Raw genomic sequence first — 25791 nt, 5'->3', positions numbered from 1 at the left:
CTTCCTACAGGTACTTCTTCAGCTCCCGTCGCGCCAGCGACCGCTGGTGCACCTCGTCCGGGCCGTCGGCGATCATCAGCGTGCGGGCACCGGCGTACAGTTCAGCCAGCGGGAAGTCCTGGCTGACCCCGCCCGCCCCGTACAACTGGATGGCCCGGTCGAGGATGCCGACGACCGTGCGCGGGGTGGCGATCTTGATGGCCTGGATCTCGGTGTGGGCGCCCCGGTTGCCCACGGTGTCCATCATCCAGGCCGTCTTCAGCACCAGCAGCCGCAGCTGCTCGACCGCGACCCGCGCGTCCGCGATCCAGTTCTGCACCACGCCCTGCTGGGCCAGCGCCTTGCCGAAGGCGTCACGGGACACGGCCCGTCGGCACATCAGCTCGATCGCCCGCTCGGCCATGCCGATCAACCGCATGCAGTGGTGGATCCGGCCGGGACCGAGCCGCGCCTGGGCGATGGCGAAACCGCCGCCCTCCTCACCGATCAGGTTCGCCACCGGCACGCGCGCGTGGTCGAAGACCACCTCGGCGTGGCCGCCGTGGGAGTGGTCCTCGTAACCGAACACCTGCATGGCGCGCTCGATGGTGACGCCGGGCGTGTCGCGGGGCACGAGGATCATCGACTGCTGGCGGCGGATGTCCGCCCCGTCCGGGTCGGTCTTGCCCATCACGATGAAGATCCGGCAGTCCGGGTTCATCGCCCCGGAGATGTACCACTTGCGGCCCGTGACGACGTACGAGTCGCCGTCCCGCTCGATGTGCGTGGTGATGTTGGTGGCGTCCGAGGAGGCCACCTCCGGCTCGGTCATCGCGAACGCCGAGCGGATCTCCCCCGCCAGCAGGGGCTCCAGCCACTGCTTCTTCTGCTGCTCGTCGCCGAACTGGGCCAGCACCTCCATGTTCCCGGTGTCGGGCGCCGCGCAGTTGGTGGCGGTGGGCGCCAGCTGCGGGGAGCGGCCCGTGATCTCGGCGAGCGGGGCGTACTGGAGGTTGGTGAGGCCGGCGCCGTACGTGGAGTCGGGCAGGAACAGGTTCCACAGACCCTGCCGGCGGGCCTCGGCCTTGAGGTCCTCCACCACGGGGACGGTGTCCCAGGGCGAGGCCAGCGCGGCGCGCTGCTCGTGGGCGACCTGCTCGGCCGGGTGGACGTACTCGTCCATGAAGGCGAGCAGCCTGGCGCGCAGCTCCTCGGTGCGCGCGTCGAACGCGAAGTCCATGTCCCGTCAGCCTTCCTGAAGAGTGGTCAGACCGTGCTCGATGAAGACGGGGACCAGATCGCCGATGCGGTCGAAGCCGCGGCCGACCGTCCGGCCCAGCGTGTAGCGGTAGTGGATGCCCTCGAGGATCACGGCGAGCTTGAACCAGGCGAACGCCGTGTACCAGGACACCGCGGAGACGTCGCGTCCCGAGCGGGCGGCGTACCGCTCGATCAGCTCGGCGGGTGCCGGATGTCCGGGCGCCTCGGCCGTCGTGGAGACGGGTGAGCCGGGCACGTCCAGCGGCATGCTGTACATCGCCAGCAGACCGAGGTCGGTCAGCGGGTCGCCGAGCGTGGACATCTCCCAGTCGAGGATCGCCTTGATCTCGTCGTCGTCCTCGCCGATCAGGACGTTGTCGAGGCGGTAGTCGCCGTGCACCACGGCCGGCGCGGGGGAGCGGGGCAGCTTCCGCCCCAGCGCGGCGTGCAGTTCGTCGATGCCGGCCAGCTCCCGGTCGCGGGAGGCGTCCAGCTGCTTGCCCCAGCGTCGCAGCTGCCGGTCCAGGAAGCCCTCGGGGCGGCCGAAGTCGGCCAGACCCGCCTCGCCGGGGTCCACCGCGTGCAGCTCGACGAGCGTGTCCACCAGGCCGAGCACGACCCGACGGGTGCGCTCCGGCCCCAGCGGCACCAACTGGTCCGCCGTCCGGTACGGGACGCCGTCGACGAACTCCATGACGTAGAAGGGCGCCCCGAGCACCTCCTCGTCCTCGCACAGCAGCTCGGTGCGGGGCACCGGCACGGGGGTCGGGTGCAGCGCGGTGATCACCCGGTGCTCGCGCCTCATGTCGTGCGCGGTGGCCAGCACATGCCCGAGCGGCGGGCGCCGTACCACCCACTGCGCGGTGCCGTCGGAGAGCGCGTAGGTGAGGTTCGACCTGCCGCCCTCGATGAGCCGGCCGGAGAGCGGGCCGTTCACCAGGCCGGGCCGATCCCGCTCGAGCAGGGCGCCCAGCCGGTCGAGATCCAGTCCGGGCGGGTGGTCGGGGCTCATTCTCGCTCCTACGGCAGGTGACGGTACTCGACACATGATGCCGACCGGTCGGTATGTCGTCCAGGGGGTGAGCGAAACGTGACCGGAGCCACGCCCCGTCCACCGCACGCGCACACGACACGCCCGTTCGGCCATTCGGCTTGCGTAGCGGGAGGCGACGCCGGAGGGTCTACCCCATGAAGGCGATCAGTTATACGCGATACGGCGGCCCCGAGGTGCTCGAGTACGGGGAGGTCGACGATCCCCGGGTCGGCCCGGACTCGGTACTCGTGAAGGTGCGGGCGGCGGCCGTCAACCCCGTCGACTGGAAGTGCCGCGAGGGCTATCTCGACCAGGTCCTGGCCCCGGTGTTCCCGGTGATCCCCGGCTGGGACGTCTCGGGTGTGGTCGTACGGCCCGGTGCCGCGGTCCCCGAGTTCGCCGTCGGTGACGAGGTCATCGGCTATGTGCGTGAGGACTTCCTCTCCCGCGGCACCTTCGCCGAGTACGTGGCCGCCCCGGTACGGGCCCTCGCGCGCAAGCCGCGCAACCTGTCCTTCGAGGAAGCCGCCGGACTGCCCCTCGCCGGACTCACCGCCTACCAGGTGCTGTACAGGGCCCTCGAGGTGAAACGGGCCGAGACCGTCCTGGTGCATGCCGCGGCCGGCGGCGTCGGCTCCATCGCCGTCCAGCTCGCCGCACACCTCGGCGCCCGGGTCATCGGTACGGCGAGCGAGCACAACCACGACTTCGTCCGCGAGCTGGGCGGGGAACCGGTGTCCTACGGCGAGGGCCTCGCCGCGCGGGTACGGGGGCTCGCCCCCGAAGGCGTGGACGCGGTGTTCGACACGGTCGGCGGCGCCACCCTGAAGGTCTCGGCCGACCTCCTGGCCCCCGAGGGCCGGCTCGCGTCGATCGCCGACAACGCGGTGGCGGAGTACGGGGGCCACTACTGCTTCGTCCGCCCCGACCCCCGGGATCTCGGACACCTGTCCGAACTGGCGGAACAGGGTGCGGTGCGCGTGCACGTCTCGAAGACGTTCCCGCTGGAACGCACGGCGGACGCCCACCGGCTGAACCAGGAGGGCCGGACCAGGGGCAAGATCGTGGTCACCGTGGCCAGGGAGCCGGAGGACCGGTGAGGCGGCCTTCCGGGAGCCACGTCACCGACCTCCCCGGACAGCGTGCCTAGGTCCGGTCCAGCAGGACGAGGGCCGCCCCGCACACGGCCAGGGCCCCGGCGCAGAGCACCGCCGCGGTGAGGCGCCGGGGAGAGGGCGCGGCCGGGGCGGCCGTGGCCGCGAGGGCGTGGATCCGGCGGTGGGCGACCAGGAGGAACCCCAGCCAGCAGGCACAGCACAGCGCGCACAGGACCACCCCGGCGGCCGACACCCCGCTGTGCAGCGCCGTGCGCACCGCGAGCACGGACGCGACGGTGCACGCGAGGGTCGTACGCCGCCACGCGAGCCGGGTCCGCTCGGGCTGCAGCCCGGGGTCCCGGGCCCCGGCCGGCCCGCTCACCCCTTCCACCCGACGAGCACCACGACGACCATCGCGACGGCGACGAGGGCGACGACGAGACTCAGCAGCACCGGGAACCGGGACACCGGCAGGTCCTCACCGCGCCGCATGGCCCGCTCGCAGCGCACCCAGTGGTCGACCGCGCGCAGTGCGCACAGCACCCCGGCGGCGAGCAGTGCCAGCGCGAGCCCGACCCGCCAGCCCCAGCGCAGGTCCGGCAGGAACTGGTCCACGGCGAAGCCGCCGCCGATCAGCGCGAGGGCGGTGCGCAGCCAGGCCAGGAACGTGCGCTCGTTCGCCAGCGAGAACCGGTAGTCGGGCGTGTCCCCCTCCTGCCGCACGTCCTCGGGCGCGAACCACAGCCGGACGTTCCGTACGAAGTCGATCACGCCGCGACCCTACCGGGACGCCCTGACCGGACTGCGTCTAGCTCGGACGCTCCCGCTCCCGGGCCCGGGTGGCCCTGAGTCGTTCGTACGCCGCCAGACTGTCCGGTGTCCACGTCCACTCGCTCAGGCGTCGCTCCAGCTCCGCCTCGGTCAGGAAGGCGTGCCAGGCCACCTCCTCGGCCTGGGGCCGTACGGGCAGGTCGCAGCGGACCTCGTAGACCGCGGACCACCAGGTCCGGCCGGCGCCGTCGTCGTACAGGAACTTGAAGAGGTACTCGGGGCGAGGCAGCCCGGACACGCCCAGTTCCTCCTCGGCCTCGCGCAGGGCCGCCTCGTCGTAGCTCTCCCCGGCACCCACGACCCCGCCGACGAACATGTCGTACAAGGAGGGGAAGACCAGCTTGGTCGGGGTGCGGCGGTGCACGAAGATCCGGCCCTCGGCGTCCCTGGCCAGGACGAACGCGCAACGGTGCCGCAGTTTCCGGGCGTAGGCCTCACCGCGCGGGGACCGGCCGGTCACCCGGTCGTCCTCGTCCACGATGTCGAGGATCTCGTCGGCGGCACGCGCGGGTCCGTCAGCGGCACTCATGAGTCCCATCCAAGCAGGACCGGCCGTCCGCGGCAGGTACGGCTTCCGGGAGCTGCCGGCCGTGCCACGCCGGACGGACGTGAACCCGGCCGCCGGATCCCAAGTGACCTGTCCGTGACGCTGGTTGACGCGTGTAATGACTCGGGCGCCCTTGACGTCAACTGTTGGCTGCCGGTTTGCTGTCCGTGATCGGCCCATGGCTATCGGCAGCCGACCACTGCCGTACCGACCGACCGTCCGACATGGGCCGAGCCACAAGAAGAGCGCGTGAGGAAGTCCGCGGTGTCTCCACCCCCGCCTCCCCTCGGCCGTGCCCGCAGACGTGCGGCACAGGCCTTCGACGAGGCCCTCGACGACGAGGAACTCGTCGCCGCGCGGGCCGCGCTGGCGCAAGGCCGGTGGCAGAACGCCCGCTCGCTGCTCGTCCGTACGGGGGACGACTGGGACCGCCGCGGCCACCGGATCACCGTGCTCGCCCGGGAGGCATCCAGTGCCGCCTGGGTCCGCGACTGGCTGCTCGCCGAGCCCGACTCCGGGGACGCGTCGGTCCTGCTCGCCCTGGCCCTGGTGAGGCGCGCTCTGCGCGGCAAGGAGAAGGCGGCCCACGCGCGCGAGGCCTGCCGCCGGGCGGCCGCGGCGTCACCCGCCGACCCCACCCCGTGGCTCGGTCTGCTGCTGCTGGAGTGCGCCCAGGGTGCCGAGGGCGACGTGGTGCGGATCTTCGAGCAGGTCCGCACCCGGTACGCGGACCACCACCACGCCCACCACCTGGTGGTCGCCTGGCTCGCCGAACGCCGGGTGGAGACGGGCCCGGACCCGCTGCACGAGGTCTACGACTTCGCCAACTGGTCCGCCGAACAGGCGCCCGCCGACTCCCCCCTGGCGATGCTGCCGGTCATCGCGCACGCCGAGCGCTACCGCGCACTCGCCGCCGCCGGCCACGAGCGCGCCGACCCGGCCGCCTCCGGCCACTGGGTGGGCCGCCGTGCCCGGCAGGTGATGAAGGCCGCCTTCGACTGGTGGCTGGAGTGGGAGCACGAAGGCCATCCGCGCCGCCTGATCGACCTGAACTTCCTCGCCCACGCCAAGGTCTGCGAGAGCCGGGGCGCCGAGGCCGCCGCCCTGTTCCACCGCATCGGCGACAAGGCCACCCAGGCCCCCTGGTCGTACCCCGACCGCGACCCGCTCACCGCCTTCCGTGCCGCGCGGGCCGCCGCCCTCGGCACCGGATGAACCCGCACGAGCCCGATCCGGCCGACCCAGCCCACCGCGTCACGCCCGACAACCACTCCCGACCCAAGGACGGTCTCCCGATGACCACGGACAGTTCGAGCCCGAGCAGATCCGCAGCGGACGGCATCAGCACCTTCAAGGGGCAGGAGCGCGCCCTGCGCGCCGACCGCCTCGGCACGGGCGGTCTGCTGCTCTCCGTGCTCGCCGCGACCGCCCCGCTCATGGTGGTCGCAGGTGTCATGCCCACCACATTCGCGGTGATGGGCATCGTCGGCCAGCCCCTGCTCTTCGTGGTCCTCGGCACCGTGCTGGTGCTGTTCAGCCTCGGCTACGCCGAGATGAGCCGGCACGTCCACAACGCCGGCGCCTTCTACGCGTACATCTCCCGCGGCCTCGGCGGCACCGCCGGAGCGGGCGCCGCCATGGTCGCGCTGGTCGCCTACAACGCGCTCCAGGTCGGCATCTACGGCATCTTCGGCTTCGAGGTCTCCGGGCTCTTCGCCACCTACGCCGATCTGGAGGTCGCCTGGTGGATACCGGCGCTCGCGGCCGCGGTCGCCGTCGGCGCGCTGGGCTGGCTGAAGATCGACGTCAACGCGCGCGTGCTCGGCGTCCTGCTGGTCATCGAGGTGCTCCTGGTCGTCGTCTTCGACGTCGCCGCCATCGCCGACCCCGCCAAGGAAGGGCTGTCACTGCACGCCTTCAACCCGGACACCCTCACCGGCGCCGGCGTGGGCACCGCCCTGTGCTTCTGCATCGCCGCCTTCCTCGGCTTCGAGCAGGCCCCGGTCTACGCGGAGGAGACCAGCCGGCCGCACATCCTGGTGCCCCGAGTGATGTTCCTCGCGGTCACCGGCGTCGCCGTCTTCTTCGCGATCAGCAGCTGGGCGCTCACCGTGGCCACCGGCCCCGCCGATGTCGTCGCCACCTCGCAGGAGCAGAGCGCGGGACTGCTCTTCCACCTGACCGAGGCCCGGCTCGGCGGCACCTTCACGGACGTCCTGCACGTCCTCTTCGTGACCGGCATGTTCGCCGCGCTGCTCAGCTTCCACAACGTCGTTGCCCGGTACGCCTTCGCCATGGGCCGCGAGGGCTTGCTGCCCGGCGCCTTCGGCCGCACCACCGGCACCAGCGGCGCCCCCGGCACCGGTTCGCTGCTCCAGACGGGCATCGCCGTGGTGCTCGTCCTCGCCTTCGCGCTCACCGACGACAAGCCGACCGGCGACCCGACCGCGCCCGTCCTGCACCTGTTCACCTGGTTCGGCAACATCGGCGCCCTCGGCGTGATCGTGCTGATGGCGATCGCCTCGCTGTCCGTCGTCGTCTTCTTCGTCCGCCGCGGGGCCGCCGGTGCCCAGGCCTGGCGGCTGGTCACCTCGACGCTGGCGGGCCTCGCCCTGGTCGTGATCGCCGGGTACACCGTCAAGGACTTCGACGTACTCGTCGGCGCCGGCCCCGGCTCCGTGCTGAGCCGGCTGCTGCCCGGCGTCATCGGGCTGGCCCTCGTCGCCGGCCTGGTCCAGGGCCTGGTCCTGCGCGCCCGCGCCCCCGAGGTCCACGCCCGCATCGGGCTCGGCAACGAGGCCTTCCAACTGGACAAGGAGGCCGAGCGCGGCGCGTAGGACGGACGGGCGACGCACGTCCGGGGAACGCGTCGGCCCCGGCGGGTCGGTGGACCCGCCGGGGCCGTGCCGGGAAGGCGGTGGCCGGAAGGGCTCAGGAGGCGAAGTCCAGCAGGACCTTGCAGGACCGGCTCCGGTCCGCGGCGAGCGTGAACGCCGACTCCGCGTCCCGTACCGGCACGACCGCGCTGATCAGGCCGTCGAACGACGGCTCGGCCGCGAGCAGGTCGAGCGCCGCGTCGAACTCGGTGTCGAAGCGGAACGCCCCGCGCAGCTCGATCTCCCGGCTCACCACCAGGTTGCCCGCGAACGGGCTCTGCCCCGCCGGGAGCATGCCGAGCTGCACGACGACTCCGCTTCGCCGCACGCGCTGCAGACAGGCTTCCAGCCCCGCGGCCACGCCGGACGCCTCGATCGCCACGTCGACCTCCGCCGGCCACCCGGCGTCGTCCGGGTCGTCGGCGCGTACGAGGGTGTCGGCGCCCGCGGTCCGCGCGTACTCCAGCGCCTTCGGCAGCAGATCGGTGACGGTCACCTTCGCCGCCCCGGCCGCCTTCGCCGCCGCCACGACCAGGCAGCCGATGGGCCCGGCCCCGGTGACCAGCACATGTCGGCCGGCCACCTCCCCGGCCCGCCGCACCGCGTGCAGGGCGACGGACAGCGGCTCGGCGAGAGCCGCCCGCCGCAGCTCCAGCCCGGCGGGAAGCGGACGCAGTTGCTCGGCGGGGACGACGATCTGCGCCGCGAAACCGCCCTGCACGTGCGGGAAGCGCGCCGCGCTGCCCAGGTACCGGGTGTCCCGGCACACGTTGCGCCGCCCGTCCACGCATTCGGGGCACACCCCGCACGGGGTCGCCGGGTGCACGGCGACAGCCGTGCCGGCGGCCGGGCCCGAGGCCCCGTCACCGTACGAGACGACGGTGCCGACGACCTCGTGCCCGAGCAGCATCGGTTCCCGGAGCCGGAAGTCGCCCACCCCGCCGTGCCGCCAGTAGTGCAGGTCGGAACCGCACACCCCGCCGTACCGGACGGCGACCAGCGCCTGACCCGGACCGGGGGCCGGCACCGCCTGTTCCTCGACCCGCAGGTCACCCTGACCGTGGATCACACAACCGAGCATCTCCGCCACCTCTTTCACAGCACGCTCGTCATGCCGCCGTCGACGTACAGCACCTGCCCGCCGACGAAGTCGGCCGCGGGAGAGGCGAGGAACAGCACCCCGCCCACCAGGTCCTCGGTACGCCCCCAGCGCCCGGCGGGCGTCCGCTTGCGCACCCAGGCGCTGAACTCCTCGTCCTTCACCAGCGGTTCGGTCAGCTCGGTCTCGATGTAGCCGGGGCCGAGCCCGTTGACCTGAACCCCGTGCGGGCCCCAGTCCGCGCACATGCCCTTGGTGAGCATCTTCAGCGCGCCCTTGGTGGCCGCGTACGGCGCGATGCCGGGGCGGACCACCTCGCTCTGCAGCGAGCAGATGTTGATGATCTTCCCGTGACCGCGTTCCGTCATCCCGCGGGCGACCTCCCGGCCGACCAGGAACGCGCTGGTGAGGTTGGTGTCGAGGATGCGGTGCCAGTCGGCGTCGGTGAACTCCAGCAGAGGGGCCCGCAGTTGCATGCCCGCGTTGTTGACCAGGATGTCGAGCGGGCCCACCCGCTCCTCCACGTCCGCGATCCCCGCGGCCACCGAGGCGCCGTCGGTCACGTCGAACACGGCCGTGTGGACGTCGCCCGGCAGTTCGGCCGCGGCCTCGGCGAGGCGTTCGCCGTCCCGCCCGTTGAGCACGACCCTGCAGCCCGCCTCGAGCAGTCCGCGGGCGAGGGCGAGTCCGATACCCCGGCTGGAGCCGGTCACCAGGGCCGTGCGGCCACTGATGTCGAACAGGGAATGAGTCGTCATTTTTCCGTACCCCTATATGACGAGCGAGAGCAGCAGGACCAGACCACCGGCGACCACCGAGATGATCGTCTCCATGACCGACCACGTCTTGATGGTCTGGCCGACGCTCAGTCCGAAGTACTCCTTCACCAGCCAGAAGCCGGCGTCGTTGACGTGGCTGAAGAAGATCGAGCCGGCGCCGATGGCGAGGACCAGCAGGGCGGCGTGCGTGGTCGACAGGTCGGCCGCGAGCGGCGCGACGAGGCCGGCCGCCGAGATGGTGGCCACGGTCGCCGAACCGGTCGCCAGCCGGATCGCCACCGCGATCAGCCAGCCCAGCAGCAGCGTCGGGATCGACCAGTCCTTGGAGATATCCATGATCATCTGGCCCACGCCGGAGTCGATCAGCGTCTGCTTGAAGCCGCCGCCCGCGCCGACGATCAGCAGCATGCCCGCGATCGGGGCGAGCCCCTTCTCGACCAGCTGCGAGATCCGGTCCTTGCTGAACCCGGCGGGCATGCCCAGCGTGAAGATGCCGACGAGCACGGAGACGAGCAGGGCCATCATCGGGGAGCCGATGACGTTGAAGACGCGCTGGACGCCGTTCTCCGGGTCGTCGATGGCGATCTCGACCAGGGCCCTGCCCAGCATCAGCACGACCGGCAGCAGGATGGTGAACAGGGTCGGACCGAAGCCGGGGCGCTTCTCCAGATCCTCGGAGGCGCGCTGGGGGATCATCCGGTCGGGAACCTGGGCGTCCACCCAGCGGTCGGCGTACTTGGCGAACAGCGGACCGGCGATGACCACCGTCGGGATGGCGACGAGCACACCGAGCGCCAGCGTCACACCGAGGTTGGCGCTGAGCGCGTCGATGGCGACCAGCGGGCCGGGGTGCGGCGGGACCAGACCGTGCATCACGGACAGACCGGCGAGCGCCGGGATACCGATGCGCATCAGGGAGAAGTTGCCGCGCTTGGCGACTATCAGCACGACCGGGATCAGCAGGACGACGCCGACCTCGAAGAACAGCGGCAGACCGATCACCGAGGCGATCAGCACCATGGCCCAGGGCATGGTGCGGCCCTTCGCCTTGGCGAGGATGGTGTCGACGATCTGGTCGGCGCCGCCGGAGTCGGCGAGCATCTTGCCCAGGATCGCCCCGAGGGCGATGAGCACGCCGACACCGGCGACGGTGGAGCCGAGACCGGCACTGAAGCTGCTGATCGCCTTGTCCAGCGGCGCCCCTGCGAACGCGCCGAGCGCCAGTGAGCCGATGGTCAGCGCCAGGAAGGCGTGCAACTTGTACTTGGTGATGAGCAGGACGATGACGGCGATGCCCGCCAGGACGGCGATGCCCAGCTGAGCGTGGCCGGCCGAGGTGATCGGCTCGGGTACGTCCGCTGCCAGCATCTCGACACTGAGTCTGGTCACGGTGGATCCCTTGTCAGTACGGGGAGTTGGAGAAAGAACCGGGGCGACGGGGGTGCGCCCCGGGGAATGTGGGTCCGGGGCGGGACCTACGGAGCCGGCTCGGAGAGGCCCTCGAGGGCGGTGACCGCCCGCTCGGTGATCTCCTCCGGGCTGCCCGTCACGTCCACGGCGATCCCCACCTCGTCCGGCTCCAGCGGCTGGAGCGTGGCGAACTGGGAGTCGAGCAGGGCCGTGGGCATGAAGTGCCCCTCGCGGTGCGACATCCGGTCCTCGATGAGCGCGCGGTCACCGGTGAGGTGCACGAAGACCACGCCGGGCGCGGCGGCCCGCAGCCGGTCGCGGTACGAGCGCTTCAGTGCCGAGCAGCTGACGACCCCGCCGAGGCCGGTCCGCCCGCGCGCCCAGTCACCGATGGCATCCAGCCAGGGCAGTCGGTCCTCGTCGGTGAGCGGGGTGCCGGCCGACATCTTGGCGATGTTGGCTTCCGGGTGGAACTCGTCGGCCTCGGCGTACGGGACGTCGAACCGGGTCGCGAGCAGGGGACCGATGGTGGTCTTGCCGGTGCCGGCGACGCCCATGACCACGACGACATGGGGGGTGTTCATCGCTGCCTCACTGTCTTATGTCTTCGTTGACACGTGATGTCGAGGCAACTGAAACCCATTGGTAAGACGAATACAAGAGTGTGTGACGCAAACGTCTGACTTTTCGTCTCTGTGATCTGCCCCGTACTCTGTGTCCATGAGCGCAACGGGCCGGGGACTGCACGGCCGTGTACTGGACACCCTCGGCCCCGAGATCACCGCGGGCGAATACCCGCCGGGCAGCGTCCTGCGCACCGACGAGCTCGCCCAGCGCTTCGACGTGTCGCGCTCCGTGATGCGCGAGGTGGTCCGGGTGCTGGAGTCCATGCACCTGGTCGAGTCCCGGCGCCGCGTCGGCGTGACGGTCCTTCCGACCTGTGAATGGAACGTCTACGACCCCCAGGTCATCCGCTGGCGCCTGGCCGGCGCGGACCGCCCCCGGCAGCTGCGCTCGCTCACGGTGCTGCGCTCGGCGATCGAACCGGTCGCGGCGGGCCTGGCCGCCCGCCATGCCACCGCCGAGCAGTGCGCCGAGCTCACCGAGTGCGCCATCGGCATGGTCGCCAACTCACGCGGCCACAAGCTGGAGGACTACCTCGTCCACGACATGGCCTTCCACCGCGTGATCCTCACCGCGTCCGGCAACGAGATGTTCGCCCGCCTCGGCGACGTCGTCGCCGAGGTCCTGGCCGGCCGCACCCACCACGACGTGATGTTCGACGATCCCGACCCGGCCGCCGTCACCCTGCACGTCCAGGTCGCCGAAGCGGTCCGCGAGCGCGACGCCGCCCGCGCGGAGGAACTGACCCGCCAGATCACGGTCGGCGCCCTCGAGGAACTGGACATCCTGGCGCCCTGAGTGACGTCAGCTCAGGAAGTCCCCGTCGACGTACACCCACGCCCCGTCCACCCGCTCGAAGCGGCTGCGCTCGTGCAGTGAGCCGCCCCGGTAGGACGCCCGGAAGGTCACCGTCCCGGTGGTGTGGAAGGCGGACCCGCCGGTCGTGTCCAGGATCTCCAGCCCGGTCCACCGCATCCCCGGATCGAGGTCCACCCGCTCCGGCCGCGTCCGCGGATGCCAGGTCCGCAGCAGATAACCGGCGTCCAGCCGCACGAAGGCGCAGTACCGCGACCGCATCAGCCGCTCGGCGGTCGGCGCGGCGGCGGATCCGGAGTGGTACCGCCCGCAGCAGGCCTCGTACGCCTCGGGCAGCCCGCAGGGGCAGGAACGCGTGGTCATGACGGCCATTCTGTCCTGTCGTCGTCGAAGCGGAAGCCCGGCGTGCGCGGCGGCCCGTGCTTGACGCGCCGACCCGGGCGGACGGGCAACGAAGAGGGGCCCTTGAAGATCAAGGGCCCCTCTTCGTTCTCACTGGTGTCCGAGGGGGGACTTGAACCCCCACGCCCGATAAAGGGCACTAGCACCTCAAGCTAGCGCGTCTGCCATTCCGCCACCCGGACAAGGTGTCTGACGCGCGGGTTTCCCCCGCTGCGACGAAGTAAACATTACCAGGCTTTCCGGGGTGGCTGATCACCCCGGTGGGCGCGTTGCCGGGCTTGCCCCGTCCCGGAGTGAACGCCGTGTGACGGGCCGGGTCCGGTCTTGGGGCGGACGCGTCCAGGGGAGAGGATGAGGGGGACCCACCAGCAGTGACAGCGGGAGGAACCACGTGAGCGCGACCGACACGGCCAGGGGCGTCACCGGTGAGGACGAGGTCGTGGACCTCTGCCGCGAGCTGATCCGGATCGACACCAGCAACTACGGCGACCACTCGGGCCCCGGCGAGCGCAAGGCGGCCGAGTACGTCGCCGAGAAGCTCGCCGAGGTGGGCCTGGAACCGCAGATCTTCGAGTCCCACAAGGGCCGCGCCTCCACCGTGGCCCGTATCGAGGGGGAGGACCCCTCGCGGCCCGCGCTGCTGATCCACGGCCACACCGACGTCGTACCGGCCAATGCGGCGGACTGGACCCACCACCCCTTCTCCGGAGAGATCGCCGACGGCTGCGTGTGGGGGCGCGGCGCCGTCGACATGAAGGACATGGACGCGATGACGCTGGCCGTCGTCCGCGACCGCATGCGCAGCGGCCGCAAGCCCCCGCGCGACGTCGTCCTCGCCTTCCTCGCCGACGAGGAGGCCGGCGGCACCTACGGTGCCAAGTACCTCGTGCGTGAGCACCCCGAGCTGTTCGAGGGCGTCACCGAGGCGATCGGCGAGGTGGGCGGGTTCTCCTTCACCGTCAACGAGAAGCTGCGCCTCTACCTCGTCGAGACCGCCGAGAAGGGCATGCACTGGATGCGGCTCACCGTCGACGGCACGGCGGGCCACGGCTCGATGACCAACGACGACAACGCGATCACCGAACTCAGCGAGGCGGTGGCCCGGCTCGGCCGGCACAAGTGGCCGGTACGGGTCACCAAGACCGTACGGGCCTTCCTGGACGAGCTCTCCGATGCCCTCGGCACCGAGCTCGACCCGGAGAACATGGAGGAGACCCTCGCCAAGCTCGGCGGCATCGCCCGCATGATCGGCACCACGCTGCGCAACTCGGCGGCGCCCACCATGCTCGGCGCCGGCTACAAGGTCAACGTCATTCCCGGCCAGGCCACCGCCCACGTCGACGGCCGCTTCCTGCCCGGACACGAGGAGGAGTTCCTGGCCGACCTGGACCGCATCCTCGGCCCGCGGGTGAGGCGGGAGGACGTGCACGCCGACAAGGCGCTGGAGACCGACTTCGACGGCCGGCTCGTCGACGCCATGCAGCTGGCGCTCGGCGCCGAGGACCCGATCGCGCGGGCGGTGCCGTACATGCTCTCCGGCGGCACCGACGCCAAGTCCTTCGACGACCTCGGTATCCGCTGCTTCGGCTTCGCGCCGCTGAAGCTGCCGCCGGAGCTGGACTTCGCCGGCATGTTCCACGGGGTCGACGAGCGGGTGCCGGTGGACGGCCTGAAGTTCGGCGTGCGGGTGCTCGACCGGTTCCTGGACGCCTCCTGAGGTAGTCCGGCGATTCCAACAATCGTGCAGACGTGCGGAGTTGACCGGGAAGAGTGAATGCGACGATAAGCTCGTAGCCTCATTACTCCTTCCTCGTTACCCGTGATGTGATCTGCGACTTGGGATCGCATTGCCAACGAGGAGGAATAATGATCAAGAAGGTCGTCGCTGTCGCCGCCGCCGCCGGTGGGCTGGTTCTCGCGGGTGCGGGCATGGCCGCCGCCGATTCCGGTGCCCAGGGTGCCGCCGTGCACTCCCCGGGTGTTCTCTCGGGCAACGTCGTTCAGGCCCCGGTGCACGTCCCGGTGAACGTCTGCGGCAACACGGTCTCCGTGATCGGGCTGCTGAACCCCGCCGTCGGCAACGTCTGCATCAACCAGTGACGTTGTGCCTCGCCCCTTAGGGCAAGCGTTTTCCAGTGTTTGAGCTCGTCGGCCCCGGGGCGCGCGCCATGCGCTCCGGGGCCGACCGGTCTCGCAGAACGTCGGAACACCGGGAATCCGACGGACGGAATTCCCGGCACAAGGTCGAAAGCAGGGATTTCAGCTATGCGACAGGTCACTCGCAAGGGCCTGATGACCGTGGCCGCCGCCACCGGCGTGATCGCCGCCGCGGGCGGGGTCGCCCACGCCGACTCCGGCGCGCAGGGCGCCGCCGTGGGTTCGCCCGGCGTCCTCTCCGGGAACACGGTGCAGGCGCCGGTGCACGTGCCGGTCAACGTCTGCGGCAACACCGTCGACGTCGTCGGCCTCCTCAACTCGTCCGTGGGTAACTCCTGTGCCAACCAGGGTGGTTCCGCCTCGGCCGGCCACGGCGGGTCCGGCAACCACAGCGAGTCCGGCAACCACCGTGACTCCGGCGGCCACGGAGGTTCGCACGCCGACGGACACACCGCCGGCTCGCCCGGCGTGCTCTCCGGCAACCAGATCCAGGCTCCGATCCACATCCCGGTGAACGTCTGCAGCAACAGCGTGGACGTCGTCGGCGCCGGCAACGCCGCCACGGGCGGCGACTGTGCCGACGGCGACCCGGGCACCCCGGCAAAGCCACAGGAGCCCGGCGACGACCCGAGCACGCCGTCCGCTCCGCGCGACGAGACCCCGGCCGGCCCCTCGCAGGGCAGTCGGCCGGGCCCCCGGTCCGTCGCCGCGCCCCGGGCCGACGCGCAGCTCGCCAGGACCGGCAGCGAGCTGCCGGTGGGCCTGGCCCTGCCGGTCGGTGCGGGCGCGCTGCTCGCCGGAGCGGTCCTCTACCGCAAGGCACGGGCCGCCGCGTGACACCGGTCACACGGTGCGGGCCCCGCGACCGCGGGGCCCGCACCATGGCCGGCTGATCTCGTAGCTGTCGACAGGCGGCCCGAACTCACCAGGTCGCGCGTACCTGGCGGATGATCCGCCGCCGCAACCGCACCTTGCGGCTGCCGTCGTGCAGCAGGCTCAGACGGTCCAACTCCCAGTGACCGTACTCTGCGTGGTCCGTCAGCAGACGTGCCGTCTCCTTGCGGGAGACCCCGCGCGGTACGTACACGTCGACAAATTCATATTCCGGCATCGCATCTATTGTGCGTGCTGGGCCCCGGTACGGATAGCGTCTGCACTATGTCTGATGCTGCGCAGCCCACCGCTGCTGAGGTACGCGCCGCCGCCGAGGCGGTCAAGACCGCGCTCGACCGCCACCTGGCCGCGGTCGAGCGCCGGTCGGGGGAGGACGACCCGGCCGTCTACGAGGCGTTCAACGAGCTGGCCGTGGCCGCTGAGGCGTACGACGAACTGCTCTACGACTGCCACGACGAGGTGACGCCCTTCGAGATCCCCGGTGCGGAGGACGCCCTGCCGCCCTACACCGGACCGGAGGAGCCGAACGCCCTGAGCGTGCTGATCCGTCGCGACTACGCCGTCGTGGAGCCGCAGCGGCTGCTGGCGCACGCACAGCGGATCGAGGCGGCGGACGACGAGGGGGGCTCGGACGCCTCGGACACCGTCCACGGCGCGCTCGGCGTCCTGTTCGGCGAGTACGAACCGGACGAGATCGCATCCCGGCACAAGGAGTTCGGCCTGGAGGAGGGGGACTCCACGCTCTGGGTGACGGCATCGGACGAACCGGCGGAGCCCGGTGAATGGCTGGCGGCCCCGTTCGAGCAGGTGGACCCGGCCCGGGTCGTGTGCCGCTTCGACGTCAGCGCGGTCTTCGACGAGGATCTGGACGACGACCTCGAGGTCCGGCAGGTGCGGATCCTGGACGAGGACGAGGACCTGGAGCCCCTGGACGCCGATCGCTGACCGGGCCCGGGGCCCGGACGCACGGCGACGGCGGTGACACCCTCGGTGTCACCGCCGTCGCCGTCGCTGGTGGCGGGAGTCAGCCGGCCGCTGCCGGAATCTGCGGCGCCAGCAGCACCGGGAGCCGGGTCGTCCGGGGCTTGGCCGCCACCTCCGCCACGGCGTGCGGCAACGCCTGCTCCACACCGTGCACCACGGACAGATGGCGCTCCGCCCGGCTGAACGCGGTGTACACCCAGGGCCGGCTCAACGCCGGAACGGCGTCGCCCGGCAGCACCACGACCACCGCGGGCCACCGGCACCCCACGGCCTGGTGTGCGGTCAGCGCCCATCCATGCCGTACGGACCGCTCCACGCGCTCCTGCGGTACGACGACGGCCTCGCCCGCGCAGGACAGGTGCAGGCCGTCGGCGTCGGCCCGCACCACCCGGCCCGGCACCGTACGGCCCCGGGCGGGGGAGTAGGCGATCCGGTCGCCCGGGTCGAATCCGCCGAAGCGCCCCGGCCCCGGATTGAGCCGCTCCTTCAACGCGGCGTTCAGCGCGCGCGTGCCCACCGCGCCGCCGTGCCCCGGGGTGATCACCTGCGTCTCCTCGGCCGGCACCCCGATCGCGCGCGGCACCGAGTCCACCACGAGCTGCACGGTCCGGTGCACGGCCTCGCCCGCATCCCGCACCGGCACGATGACGACCTCCTTGCCGGGCGCCGCCACCTGGTTCAGCTCACCGACGCCGATGCCGGAGACCAGTTCGCCCAGCGGCCCCGGATCCGGCCGCCGGGAGGCGATCTGCGGGCAGGCGCGCGCCGCCAGCAGATCGGCGAACACCCGTCCCGGACCGACGGACCACAGCACCCCCGGATCCCCGGCCAGCACCAGCCGGGCACCGTCCGGCAGCGACTCCGTGACCAGCGCGGCCGCCTCCACGTCCAGTTGAGGAGCGTCCAGGACGACGAGCAGATCCAGCCGCAGCGCCCCGTCGGCGTCCCGCCCCGGCCCCTCGGCACCGGACAACAGCCCGGCGACGGTGGCGATCCCGGGGACCTCGGCTCCGGCATCGTCGGCTGCCCCGGCACCCTCCAGCAGGGCCGCGAACCGGGCGCGCCCGAGCGGACCGTGTGCGGCAGCCCAGGTGCGCAACCCGAGCCCGTGCGCCGCCCGCAGCAGGGCCGCCGACTCGGTGAGGGACGCCTGCCCACCGGTGTGCAGGACGAGGCCGTGGCCGGCGACCGCGCGGATCAGCTCACCCCCGGAGCCGTCCGCCGAGGAGGCGGCCCGCTCCCACTCCGCACCCGGACCGTCCTGCCGGGGAGCGGAGCCGACGAGCCGGGCCAGGCCGTCGGCGAGGCTCTCCTCAGCCATCGCGTACCGTTCCAGCCCCACGAGGACCCTGACGGGCCGCTCCTCCTCCGCTCCGTCTGCTTCGTCCTGGCTCTCCCCGGCTCCGGCACCGCCCCGCCGCGGTGCAGGGGCGCCCGCCTCCGGTACCGGGTCCTGGAAGACGAGGACGTCACCGTCCGAGATCGCGTTCCGCACGGCCCCCTCGGCATCCGGCACCCCCTGTTGCTCGAGGGCGGCGGTCAGCACAGGCATCTCCAACGCGGTGTGCCCGGCCGCCGCGGCCTGCTCCAGCAGCCACCCGGTGACGGCCCGCACCCGCCGTGCGTCGTCCGGCCCGGCAGCGGAGCCGAGCAGCGCACGGGCGAACCCGTCCGCCTGCGCGGGCCGCACACCGGTCACCCGCAGCAGCTGCCACGGATCGGCGCGCAGGGCCTCCTCGGCCCCCTCACCCAGCACTTCGGCGGTCTGCACGGCGAGCGTCTCGGGTGCACCGCCCTGGACCAGCACCGCGCGTACGGCCGAGACCACTTCGGTGGCGGGGGCCGCCTCGACGGTCACCGGCGGCGCCGGTCGCGCCGGTTCGGGAGCGGGCCGCCGCGGCGCGGGCCCTGCCTCCTCGAACACGGCGGCCACCGGCTTCTCACCGCTCTCCACGGCCCGCACGGCGGCGAGCAGATCGGCGGCCCGGCCGCTCAGCTTGGCGCCGGCCTCGATCGGCTCCTGCCGCTCCGCCTTCCGCCGCTCGATCCGCTCCCGCTCGACCCGCTGCGCGAGCAACTCGGCCTCGGCCTCGGACACCTGCCGCCCCTCGGCCGCGTCCCCGCCCTGCTCGGCCGCGTCCCCGCCCTGCTCGGCCGCGTCCCCGCCCTGCTCGGTCGCGTCCCCGCCCTGCTCGGCCGGGTCGGCCTCCGCCCCGGCCCGTTCGGTCCGAGCCGGCTCGTCCGGCGTCCCCGGCTCGGCGTCCTCCGCGGTCTCGGACGGCTCCGTGCTCACAGCGTGCTCCAGTCGTGATCGGGATAGCGGTGCACGGGCGCCGACACGTCGTCGAGCGCCCGGCAGATCTCGTCAGGAAGACTAAGCGCCTCCACTGACAGTGCCGCCGCGAGCTGCCGGGCGTTGCGCGCGCCGACGATGGGAGCGGCCACGCCCGGGCGGTCCCGCACCCACGCGAGGGCGACCTGGAGCGCGGTCACGGCGAGCCCGTCCGCCGCCGTGGTCACGGCGTCCACGATCCTGCTCGCCGTGTCGTCGAGATACGGCGCGACGAACGGCGCCATGTGCTCGGAGGCACCCCGCGAGTCCGGCGGCAAGGCGTCGCCCCGGTACTTGCCGGTCAGTACGCCCCGCCCGAGCGGCGAGGACGGCAGGATCCCGATCCCCGTGTCGACGGCCGCCGGCAGCACCTCCCGCTCCACGCCCCGCTGGAGCAGCGAGTACTCCATCTGGGTACTCGCCAACCGGGCCCGCACCCCCGGCGCGGCGAGCTGCCAGGTCGCCGCCTTGGCCAGTTGCCAGCCGCAGAAGTTGGACACCCCGGCATAGCGGGCACGCCCGCTGGCGACGGCGATGTCGAGGGCCTGGAGCGTCTCGTCCAGCGGGGTGGAGGGGTCGTAGGCGTGGACGTGCCACACGTCGACGTGATCGGTGCCGAGACGGGCGAGCGAGGCGTCCAGCGCGGAGAGCAGATGGCCGCGCGAGCCGTCGAATCTGCGCTCCGGGTCCGGTACGCTCCCGGCCTTCGTCGAGATGACGAGGTCCCGGCGCGGCACCAGCCCGTCCATGAGCTGCCCGAGCAGGTACTCGGCCTCCCCGTCGCCGTACACGTCGGCGGTGTCGACGAGGGTCCCGCCCGCTTCCCAGAACGTCTTCAAGAGGTCCGCGGCGTCGTGCTCGTCGGTGTCCCGACCCCAGGTCAGGGTCCCGAGACCGATGCGGGACACGCGCAGGCCGGTACGGCCGAGATGCCTCTGCTCCATGAACGCCGAGATTACTGGCCGACACCTGCGGTGTGGGTACCTGTGGACAACTGATTCCCCCGGGTTTCCCCAGGTCCCACCCGGCCCGGTCTCCCACGGCGCGGCACCGCCCCCCGGCCCGGCCGTCGGCGGTATAGGGTCACCGCAAGCGACGTTACTGACGAGTAAGGGGAGAGGGTCATGAAACTCGGGATCAACCTCGGCTACTGGGGTGCCGGAATGGACTCGGACAACCTCGCCGTGGCACAGGAGGCCGACCGCCTGGGATACGCGGTCTGCTGGGCCGCCGAGGCCTACGGCTCCGACGCGGCCACCGTGCTCACCTGGGTCGCCGCCCAGACCGAGCGGATCGACGTCGGCTCGGCCATCTTCCAGATCCCCGCCCGCCAGCCCGCGATGACCGCGATGACCGCCGCCACCCTCGACTCCCTCTCCGGCGGCCGGTTCCGCCTCGGTCTCGGCGTGTCCGGCCCGCAGGTCTCCGAGGGCTGGTACGGCGTCAAGTTCGACAAGCCCCTCTCGCGGACCCGCGAGTACGTCGAGATCGTCCGCAAGGCCATGACGCGCGAGCGTCTCTCCCACGACGGTGAGCACTGGACCCTGCCCCTGCCCGGCGGTCCGGGCAAGCCCATCAAGCTCACCGTGCACCCGCAGCGCGAGCACATCCCCCTCTACATCGCCGCGATCGGCCCGAAGAACCTCGAGCAGACCGGTGAGATCGCCGACGGCGCGCTGCTGATCTTCCCCTCCGCCGACCACCTCGAGGACACCGCCGTCAAGCACATCAGGGCGGGCCGCGAGAAGGCCGGCAAGACCCTCGACGGCTTCGACATCTGCCCCACGCTCCCGCTCGCCGTCGGCGACGACAAGGACGTCGCCGCCCTCGCCGACACCTTCCGTCCCTACACCGCGCTGTACGTCGGGGGCATGGGCAGCCGCAAGCAGAACTTCTACAACCAGCTCGCCGGGCGCATGGGCTACGAGCGGGAAGCCGCCGAGATCCAGGACAAGTACCTGTCGGGCGACAAGCAGGGCGCCGCCGCGGCCGTGCCGCACGACCTGATCGACTCCACGACGCTGCTCGGCTCCGTGGACCGCATCGCGGACCGGATGAAGGCCTATGCGGCAGCGGGGGTCACCACCCTCACCCTCGCCCCCGCGGGCTTCACGCTCGACGAGCGCCTCGCCTCCCTGCGCGCCGGCACCGAGGCGCTGGAGCACGCGGGCCTCGCGTAGGCCCTGTCCCGGGGCGCCGGGTGCCGCGGGTGAAGTCTCCACGGCCGTGGCGGGGGCTCGGGGGTCCTCCCCGCCACGGCCGTCCCCCACCACAACGCCCGGCGGCCCCCTCCGGTTACGCCCCCGTGTCCCCGCGCCCGTCCTCCTTTTGGCGGAGTTACCGGGCACACCTGTTGCCGTGCGCGCCTCCTCGCAATTGACTCGTTCTTCGCGGACCACGGAACACCGGACCACGGAACACCGGACCACGGAACACCGGACCACGGAACACCGGACCAGGGAACGTGCGGAATCGTCGTGGAGAGGGGCCCAAGATGCTGTCGGCCAAGAGTCTGTTCCAGGAGATCCTCGACGACGACGACTCCTTCGCGCTGTTCTGCTCCATCGCCGCCAGCGGCGAGTCGCAGGGCGGCTGGGAGAACGCCCGGATCGCGGCCCTGGTTCCGGAGAGCCAGCGCGGACTCGCCCCCAAGATCACCAGGCACGGCGCCGACGAGGACAAGCACGGACGTATCTTCAACGCCCTGATGAAGAAGCGCGGTGTGCGACCGGTCCCCGTCCCGCCCGAGACCGACTACACCATGCTCCTCGAGCGGAGCGGTATCGGCCTGGCGCACGACAAGCTCAGGCGCGACGAACCGCTCACCGTCCAGGACATCGTCACCTATCTCGCGCACAGCCGCGTCACCGAGCAGCGCGCCTCCGAGCAGATGGAACTGCTCCGCAAGCACTTCGCCGACCACCCCGAACTCGGCCGCGCCGTCACGATGATCTCCCACGACGAGGACAGCCACCTCGCCTACTGCCACGAGGAACTGCTGCGCCTCGCGTACGCCGGGCACGGCCGAGCCATCCAGCGCACCCTGTGCGCGTGCGCGCTCGCCGAGATCCGCGTCCACCGCGACGTCAGCCTCGCGGTGATGGCCCGGATGGGAGACATCCTCGGCTGGTCCCGGGCCAGAGGGGCGCTCCTGGCGGCCGGCATCCACGCGGTGTACGCCTACGAGCGCCTGGGCGGCTGGCGCCGCATGGTCTCCCTGAGGATGCCGGAACGCCGCGACGCCCTGGGCGACCCCGCGAGCAGCGCGCCCGAGTTCGCCTGACCCCCGGACGGGCCCACGCCCCGCTACATCCACCCGCGCCGCTTGAACAACCGGTACAGGAGCACCTCCAGCGCGGCCATCACCAGGATCACCGCCGGATAGGACCACTCCCACCGCAGTTCCGGCATGTGCTCGAAGTTCATGCCGTAGATCCCCGCGAGCATGGTGGGGATCGCGGCCATGGCCGCCCACGCGGAGATCTTCCGCATGTCGTCGTTCTGACGGACGCTCACCTGGGCCAGATGCGCCGAGAGGATGTCCGAGACCAACCGGTCCATCCCCTCCGCGGAATCGTTCACGCGCGTGAGGTGGTCGTGCACGTCACGGAAGAAGGGACGTGCCTTCTTGGACACGAAGGGCACCGCCGCACCGAACGCGCCCGCCTCCGTCAGCCGCGCCATCGGCATTGTCAGCGGCCCGCTCGCCCGGCGGAACTCCAGGACATGCCGCTTGAAGGTGTAGATCCGGGACGCGGTGAGCCGGGTGCCGGCGCCCTCCGGTGAGAAGACCTCCGCCTCCAGCTCCTCCAGATCGGTCTGCAGCTCGGTCGCCACGACGAGATAGTGGTCGACGGCGGCGTCGGCGATCGCGTACACCACCGACGTCGGTCCTTTGCCCAGCAGCTCCGGTTCGTGCTCCAGCCGGCTGCGTACGGTGTCCAGCGGGGAGCCCTCGCCGTGCCGGACGGTCACCACGAACGAGTCGCCCAGGAAGATCATGATCTCGCCGGTGGAGACGACGGCACCGTCCGGCTCGTAATCGACCGGCTTGAGGACCATGAACAGCGAGTCGTCGTACACCTCCAGCTTGGGCCGCTGATGTGCCTTGAGGGCGTCCTCGACCGCTGGGGGCGCCTCCCATGCCCGTTCAGGGCTATGGGGGAGGATGAAGGCCGAACTCCCGCGAGACCAGGGCGAACTCGTCCGTCGTCGGCTCGTGCAGCCCGATCCAGACGAAACCCTTCGCCGCCCGTGCGTCCTCCAGCGCGCCGGAGAAGTCCTCGGGCCCCTCCGTACGGTGCCCGTCCCGGTAGATGGCACAGTCGACGATCACGGAACGCGTTCTCCCTTCACCGGCCGGCCGGCACACCCGGCACAGCACCTGACGGCACACCCGCGCGTGCGCCTACCCTGGTCCGCATGCCCACGTTGCTCCTGGTCCGGCACGGACGATCCACCGCCAACACCGAGGGACTGCTCGCCGGCTGGTCGCCCGGCGTCGCCCTGGACGAACGCGGGGCCGCGCAGGCCGCCGCGCTGCCCGGACGGCTCGCCGAACTGCCCCTCTCCGAGATCGTCGCCAGCCCTCTCCAGCGCTGCCAGGAGACGATCCAGCCGCTGCTGAGGGCCCGGCCCGGCCTCACCGCCCACACCGACGAGCGCATCGGGGAGTGCCACTACGGCGACTGGACCGGCCGCAAGCTCGCCGAACTGAAGGACGAACCCCTCATGGAGGTGGTGCAGGCCCATCCCTCGGCGGCCGCCTTCCCCGGCGGGGAGTCCATGCGCGCCATGCAGACACGCGTCGCCGAGGCGGTGCGCGAGTGGAACGCGCGCGTGGAACGCGATCACGGCCCCGACGCCGTGTACCTCATGTGCTCGCACGGGGACATCATCAAGTCCCTCGTCGCGGACGCGCTCGGACTTCATCTCGACCTCTTTCAGCGGATCTCCGTGGAGCCGTGTTCCATCACCGCGATCCGCTACACACGGCTGCGCCCCTACCTCGTCCGGCTCGGCGACACCGGTGACTTCGCCTCCCTGGTGCCGCGCGAGGAGCCGCCCGCCGACGACGCCCCGGTCGGGGGCGGTGCGGGCGCACCGTGATCGTCGGCCGCAGTAGGGTGAAGCGGTCACAGCAGCGCCGTCTCAGTCGTCGCAGCCGTCTTGGCTGATCCCCGTACCCACAACTCTCAATGGAGACAGGACGTGTCCCGTCAGGTGTTCCTCTACGACCAGCCGGAACGTTTCGTGGCCGGTACGGTCGGACTGCCAGGGCGCCGTACGTTCTTCCTCCAGGCCTCAGCCGGCTCCCGGGTGACCAGCGTGGCTCTGGAGAAGACCCAGGTCGCCGCGCTCGCCGAGCGCATGGACGAACTGCTCGACGAGGTCGTGCGCCGTAGCGGGGGCAGCGCCGCGGTGCCCGCCGTGGCACCGGCCGAGATCGCCGACACCGCCCCGTTGGACTCCCCGGTGGAGGAGGAGTTCCGCGTCGGCACCATGGCCCTCGCCTGGGACGGCGAGGAGGAGTGCATGATCGTCGAGGCGCAGGCACTCGTCGAACTGGACGCCGAGTCCGAGGAGGACCTCGCCGAGGCGGAGGAGCGGCTGCTCCAGGACGAGGAGAACGGGCCCCCTATGCTCAGGGTCCGGCTCACCGGTGTCCAGGCCCGTGCCTTCGCCAAGCGTGCCCTCGACGTCGTCAACGCGGGACGGCCGCCGTGCCCGCTGTGCAGCCTCCCCCTCGACCCGGAAGGACACGTATGTCCGCGCCAGAACGGATACCGCCGCGGGGCGTGACCACCGCCGACCCCGCCGACGCGGTGCTGCTCGCCGAGGGCGAACTGACCGTTCGCGGACGCATCCGTGAGGCGTCGAACGCGGCGCTGTACTGCACCGTGACCCACGAGGGCCGCGAGGCCGCCTGCGTCTACAAGCCCGTCGCGGGGGAGCGCCCCCTGTGGGACTTCCCCGACGGGACGCTCGCCGGGCGCGAGGTCGCGGCGTACCAGGTGTCCGAGGCGACCGGTTGGGGACTGGTGCCGCCCACCGTGCTGCGGGACGGGCCGCACGGCGAGGGCATGTGCCAGCTGTGGATCGAGGCCACGCCGGAGGCGGAACTGCTCGCGCTGGTGGACCGGGAGGAGCCCGGACCCGGCTGGAAGGCGGTCGGGTTCGCCGAGGTGGGCGAGGGACGCACCGCGCTGCTCGTGCACGCCGACGACGTACGGCTGCGGCGGCTGGCCGTGCTCGACGCGGTGATCAACAACGCCGACCGCAAGGGCGGGCACCTTCTGCCCACGCGGGACGGCCGGCTCTACGGCATCGACCACGGGGTCACCTTCAACGCCGAGGACAAGCTGCGCACCCTGCTGTGGGGCTGGGCGGGGGAACCGCTGACCGAGGAGGTACGCGACGTCCTCGAGGTCCTCGGGAAGGCACTCGCCGAAGGCGGCGCGCTGGCCGCCTCGCTGGCCCCGCTGATCACCCGCGCGGAGATCGACGCCACCCGCGCGCGGGTGGCGTCCCTGCTCGCCTCCGGCGCCCATCCGCAGCCCGGCGGCCGGTGGCCGGCGATTCCCTGGCCACCCGTCTGACCCGGGCGCCGGCACACGGCTCCCGCGTGACGGGGCACGTCCGGCGGGGATGCGCAAGAGTGCCTTCTCGGT

General features: G+C 71.9%; 26 protein-coding genes, 1 tRNA gene and 1 pseudogene. 13 read left to right on the top strand and 15 right to left on the bottom strand.

Going from position 1 to position 25791, the window contains the following annotated elements:
* Positions 1 to 4 precede the first annotated feature (4 nt).
* Both DIZ27_RS23955 and DIZ27_RS23950 read right to left on the bottom strand, forming a co-directional pair.
* Positions 5 to 1219 carry an acyl-CoA dehydrogenase family protein gene (locus DIZ27_RS23955; RefSeq protein ID WP_109380515.1) on the bottom strand — a complete coding sequence of 405 codons (1215 nt, stop codon included), beginning with the start codon at positions 1217 to 1219 and terminating at the stop codon, positions 5 to 7.
* A 6-nt stretch (positions 1220 to 1225) separates the two neighbouring features.
* Positions 1226 to 2251 carry a phosphotransferase family protein gene (locus tag DIZ27_RS23950; RefSeq protein ID WP_109380514.1) on the bottom strand — a complete coding sequence of 342 codons (1026 nt, stop codon included), beginning with the start codon at positions 2249 to 2251 and terminating at the stop codon, positions 1226 to 1228.
* A gap of 176 nt (positions 2252 to 2427) precedes the next feature.
* Between DIZ27_RS23950 and DIZ27_RS23945 the strand changes: the two genes are divergently transcribed.
* Positions 2428 to 3372, top strand: a complete 945-nt coding sequence (locus tag DIZ27_RS23945; protein WP_109380513.1) for an NADP-dependent oxidoreductase — start codon at positions 2428 to 2430, stop codon at positions 3370 to 3372.
* 46 nt (positions 3373 to 3418) lie between these two features.
* Here DIZ27_RS23945 and DIZ27_RS23940 read toward each other — a convergent pair whose 3' ends face one another.
* The 3 genes from DIZ27_RS23940 to DIZ27_RS23930 are packed head-to-tail and all read right to left on the bottom strand — an operon-like array spanning position 3419 to position 4729.
* Positions 3419 to 3751, bottom strand: coding sequence for a DUF202 domain-containing protein (locus DIZ27_RS23940; protein ID WP_109380512.1), 333 nt, complete (start codon positions 3749 to 3751; stop codon positions 3419 to 3421).
* The gene (locus tag DIZ27_RS23935) at positions 3748 to 4140 is read right to left on the bottom strand and encodes a YidH family protein (protein WP_109380511.1); all 393 of its coding nucleotides are present in this window, start codon (positions 4138 to 4140) and stop codon (positions 3748 to 3750) included. Before DIZ27_RS23935 ends, DIZ27_RS23940 begins: the two co-directional genes overlap by 4 nt.
* Before the next feature lie 37 nt (positions 4141 to 4177).
* The gene (locus DIZ27_RS23930; protein ID WP_109380510.1) at positions 4178 to 4729 is read right to left on the bottom strand and encodes an NUDIX hydrolase; all 552 of its coding nucleotides are present in this window, start codon (positions 4727 to 4729) and stop codon (positions 4178 to 4180) included.
* 282 nt (positions 4730 to 5011) lie between these two features.
* On the opposite strand from DIZ27_RS23930, the gene DIZ27_RS23925 reads away from it, so the two are divergent.
* On the top strand, positions 5012 to 5962 hold the full coding sequence (locus tag DIZ27_RS23925) for a hypothetical protein (RefSeq protein ID WP_181383660.1): 951 nt from the start codon (positions 5012 to 5014) through the stop codon (positions 5960 to 5962).
* 80 nt (positions 5963 to 6042) lie between these two features.
* Positions 6043 to 7584 carry an APC family permease gene (locus DIZ27_RS23920; RefSeq protein ID WP_109380508.1) on the top strand — a complete coding sequence of 514 codons (1542 nt, stop codon included), beginning with the start codon at positions 6043 to 6045 and terminating at the stop codon, positions 7582 to 7584.
* Between the two features lie 94 nt (positions 7585 to 7678).
* On the opposite strand, the gene DIZ27_RS23915 is transcribed toward DIZ27_RS23920, so the two are convergent.
* From DIZ27_RS23915 to DIZ27_RS23900, 4 genes are all read right to left on the bottom strand, one after another.
* Positions 7679 to 8704: an L-idonate 5-dehydrogenase gene (locus DIZ27_RS23915; RefSeq protein WP_109380544.1), complete on the bottom strand. Its 1026-nt coding sequence runs from the start codon at positions 8702 to 8704 to the stop codon at positions 7679 to 7681.
* Positions 8705 to 8718: 14 nt separating this feature from the next.
* A complete protein-coding gene (locus tag DIZ27_RS23910) occupies positions 8719 to 9480 on the bottom strand; it encodes an SDR family oxidoreductase (protein WP_109380507.1) in 762 nt (253 codons plus the stop codon).
* A gap of 12 nt (positions 9481 to 9492) precedes the next feature.
* Positions 9493 to 10890, bottom strand: coding sequence for a gluconate:H+ symporter (locus DIZ27_RS23905; RefSeq protein ID WP_109380506.1), 1398 nt, complete (start codon positions 10888 to 10890; stop codon positions 9493 to 9495).
* Positions 10891 to 10976: 86 nt separating this feature from the next.
* Positions 10977 to 11495, bottom strand: coding sequence for a gluconokinase (locus tag DIZ27_RS23900; protein ID WP_109380505.1), 519 nt, complete (start codon positions 11493 to 11495; stop codon positions 10977 to 10979).
* A gap of 136 nt (positions 11496 to 11631) precedes the next feature.
* On the opposite strand from DIZ27_RS23900, the gene DIZ27_RS23895 reads away from it, so the two are divergent.
* Positions 11632 to 12333, top strand: coding sequence for a FadR/GntR family transcriptional regulator (locus DIZ27_RS23895; RefSeq protein WP_109380504.1), 702 nt, complete (start codon positions 11632 to 11634; stop codon positions 12331 to 12333).
* A 6-nt stretch (positions 12334 to 12339) separates the two neighbouring features.
* Here DIZ27_RS23895 and DIZ27_RS23890 read toward each other — a convergent pair whose 3' ends face one another.
* Positions 12340 to 12714, bottom strand: a complete 375-nt coding sequence (locus DIZ27_RS23890; protein WP_109380543.1) for a YchJ family protein — start codon at positions 12712 to 12714, stop codon at positions 12340 to 12342.
* A 133-nt stretch (positions 12715 to 12847) separates the two neighbouring features.
* Positions 12848 to 12935, bottom strand: a tRNA-Leu gene (locus tag DIZ27_RS23885).
* A gap of 209 nt (positions 12936 to 13144) precedes the next feature.
* Here DIZ27_RS23885 and DIZ27_RS23880 point away from each other — a divergent pair.
* The 3 genes from DIZ27_RS23880 to DIZ27_RS48480 all read left to right on the top strand — a co-directional run bounded on the left by DIZ27_RS23880 (position 13145) and on the right by DIZ27_RS48480 (position 15747).
* A complete protein-coding gene (locus DIZ27_RS23880) occupies positions 13145 to 14470 on the top strand; it encodes a M20/M25/M40 family metallo-hydrolase (RefSeq protein WP_109380503.1) in 1326 nt (441 codons plus the stop codon).
* Between the two features lie 149 nt (positions 14471 to 14619).
* Positions 14620 to 14853, top strand: a complete 234-nt coding sequence (gene chpH / locus DIZ27_RS23875) for a chaplin ChpH (protein WP_109380502.1) — start codon at positions 14620 to 14622, stop codon at positions 14851 to 14853.
* Positions 14854 to 15018: 165 nt separating this feature from the next.
* Positions 15019 to 15747 carry a chaplin gene (locus DIZ27_RS48480; RefSeq protein WP_109380501.1) on the top strand — a complete coding sequence of 243 codons (729 nt, stop codon included), beginning with the start codon at positions 15019 to 15021 and terminating at the stop codon, positions 15745 to 15747.
* An 85-nt stretch (positions 15748 to 15832) separates the two neighbouring features.
* Here the strand turns inward: DIZ27_RS48480 and DIZ27_RS23865 are convergent, their stop codons facing one another.
* Positions 15833 to 16021, bottom strand: a complete 189-nt coding sequence (locus DIZ27_RS23865) for a DUF5703 family protein (RefSeq protein ID WP_109380500.1) — start codon at positions 16019 to 16021, stop codon at positions 15833 to 15835.
* A 47-nt stretch (positions 16022 to 16068) separates the two neighbouring features.
* On the opposite strand from DIZ27_RS23865, the gene DIZ27_RS23860 reads away from it, so the two are divergent.
* Positions 16069 to 16749, top strand: coding sequence for a hypothetical protein (locus DIZ27_RS23860; protein ID WP_109380499.1), 681 nt, complete (start codon positions 16069 to 16071; stop codon positions 16747 to 16749).
* A 79-nt stretch (positions 16750 to 16828) separates the two neighbouring features.
* Here the strand turns inward: DIZ27_RS23860 and DIZ27_RS23855 are convergent, their stop codons facing one another.
* Positions 16829 to 19081: a helix-hairpin-helix domain-containing protein gene (locus DIZ27_RS23855; protein ID WP_181383659.1), complete on the bottom strand. Its 2253-nt coding sequence runs from the start codon at positions 19079 to 19081 to the stop codon at positions 16829 to 16831.
* Positions 19078 to 20064 carry an aldo/keto reductase gene (locus DIZ27_RS23850; RefSeq protein ID WP_109380497.1) on the bottom strand — a complete coding sequence of 329 codons (987 nt, stop codon included), beginning with the start codon at positions 20062 to 20064 and terminating at the stop codon, positions 19078 to 19080. Before DIZ27_RS23850 ends, DIZ27_RS23855 begins: the two co-directional genes overlap by 4 nt.
* A gap of 180 nt (positions 20065 to 20244) precedes the next feature.
* On the opposite strand from DIZ27_RS23850, the gene DIZ27_RS23845 reads away from it, so the two are divergent.
* Entirely contained in the window at positions 20245 to 21300 is a 1056-nt protein-coding gene (locus DIZ27_RS23845) for an LLM class F420-dependent oxidoreductase (RefSeq protein ID WP_109380496.1), read from the top strand.
* A 314-nt stretch (positions 21301 to 21614) separates the two neighbouring features.
* Positions 21615 to 22403 carry a ferritin-like domain-containing protein gene (locus DIZ27_RS23840; RefSeq protein WP_109380495.1) on the top strand — a complete coding sequence of 263 codons (789 nt, stop codon included), beginning with the start codon at positions 21615 to 21617 and terminating at the stop codon, positions 22401 to 22403.
* 23 nt (positions 22404 to 22426) lie between these two features.
* Here DIZ27_RS23840 and DIZ27_RS23835 read toward each other — a convergent pair.
* A pseudogene (locus DIZ27_RS23835) lies at positions 22427 to 23456 on the bottom strand (magnesium and cobalt transport protein CorA).
* An 86-nt stretch (positions 23457 to 23542) separates the two neighbouring features.
* Between DIZ27_RS23835 and DIZ27_RS23830 the strand changes: the two are divergent.
* From DIZ27_RS23830 to DIZ27_RS23820, 3 genes are all read left to right on the top strand, one after another.
* A complete protein-coding gene (locus tag DIZ27_RS23830; RefSeq protein WP_109380494.1) occupies positions 23543 to 24229 on the top strand; it encodes a histidine phosphatase family protein in 687 nt (228 codons plus the stop codon).
* A gap of 102 nt (positions 24230 to 24331) precedes the next feature.
* The gene (locus DIZ27_RS23825) at positions 24332 to 24922 is read left to right on the top strand and encodes a DUF3090 domain-containing protein (protein WP_109380493.1); all 591 of its coding nucleotides are present in this window, start codon (positions 24332 to 24334) and stop codon (positions 24920 to 24922) included.
* Positions 24886 to 25719: an SCO1664 family protein gene (locus DIZ27_RS23820; RefSeq protein WP_109380492.1), complete on the top strand. Its 834-nt coding sequence runs from the start codon at positions 24886 to 24888 to the stop codon at positions 25717 to 25719. The genes DIZ27_RS23825 and DIZ27_RS23820 overlap by 37 nt, the downstream gene beginning before the upstream one ends.
* The last annotated feature ends 72 nt before the right edge of the window (positions 25720 to 25791 follow it).

The sequence above is a fragment of the Streptomyces sp. NWU339 genome (genome assembly GCF_003143855.1).
In the GTDB taxonomy this organism is placed as follows: Bacteria; Actinomycetota; Actinomycetes; order Streptomycetales; family Streptomycetaceae; genus Streptomyces.
Note: the sequence above shows the minus strand (reverse complement) of the source record. Positions and strands in the feature narration are given on the sequence as shown.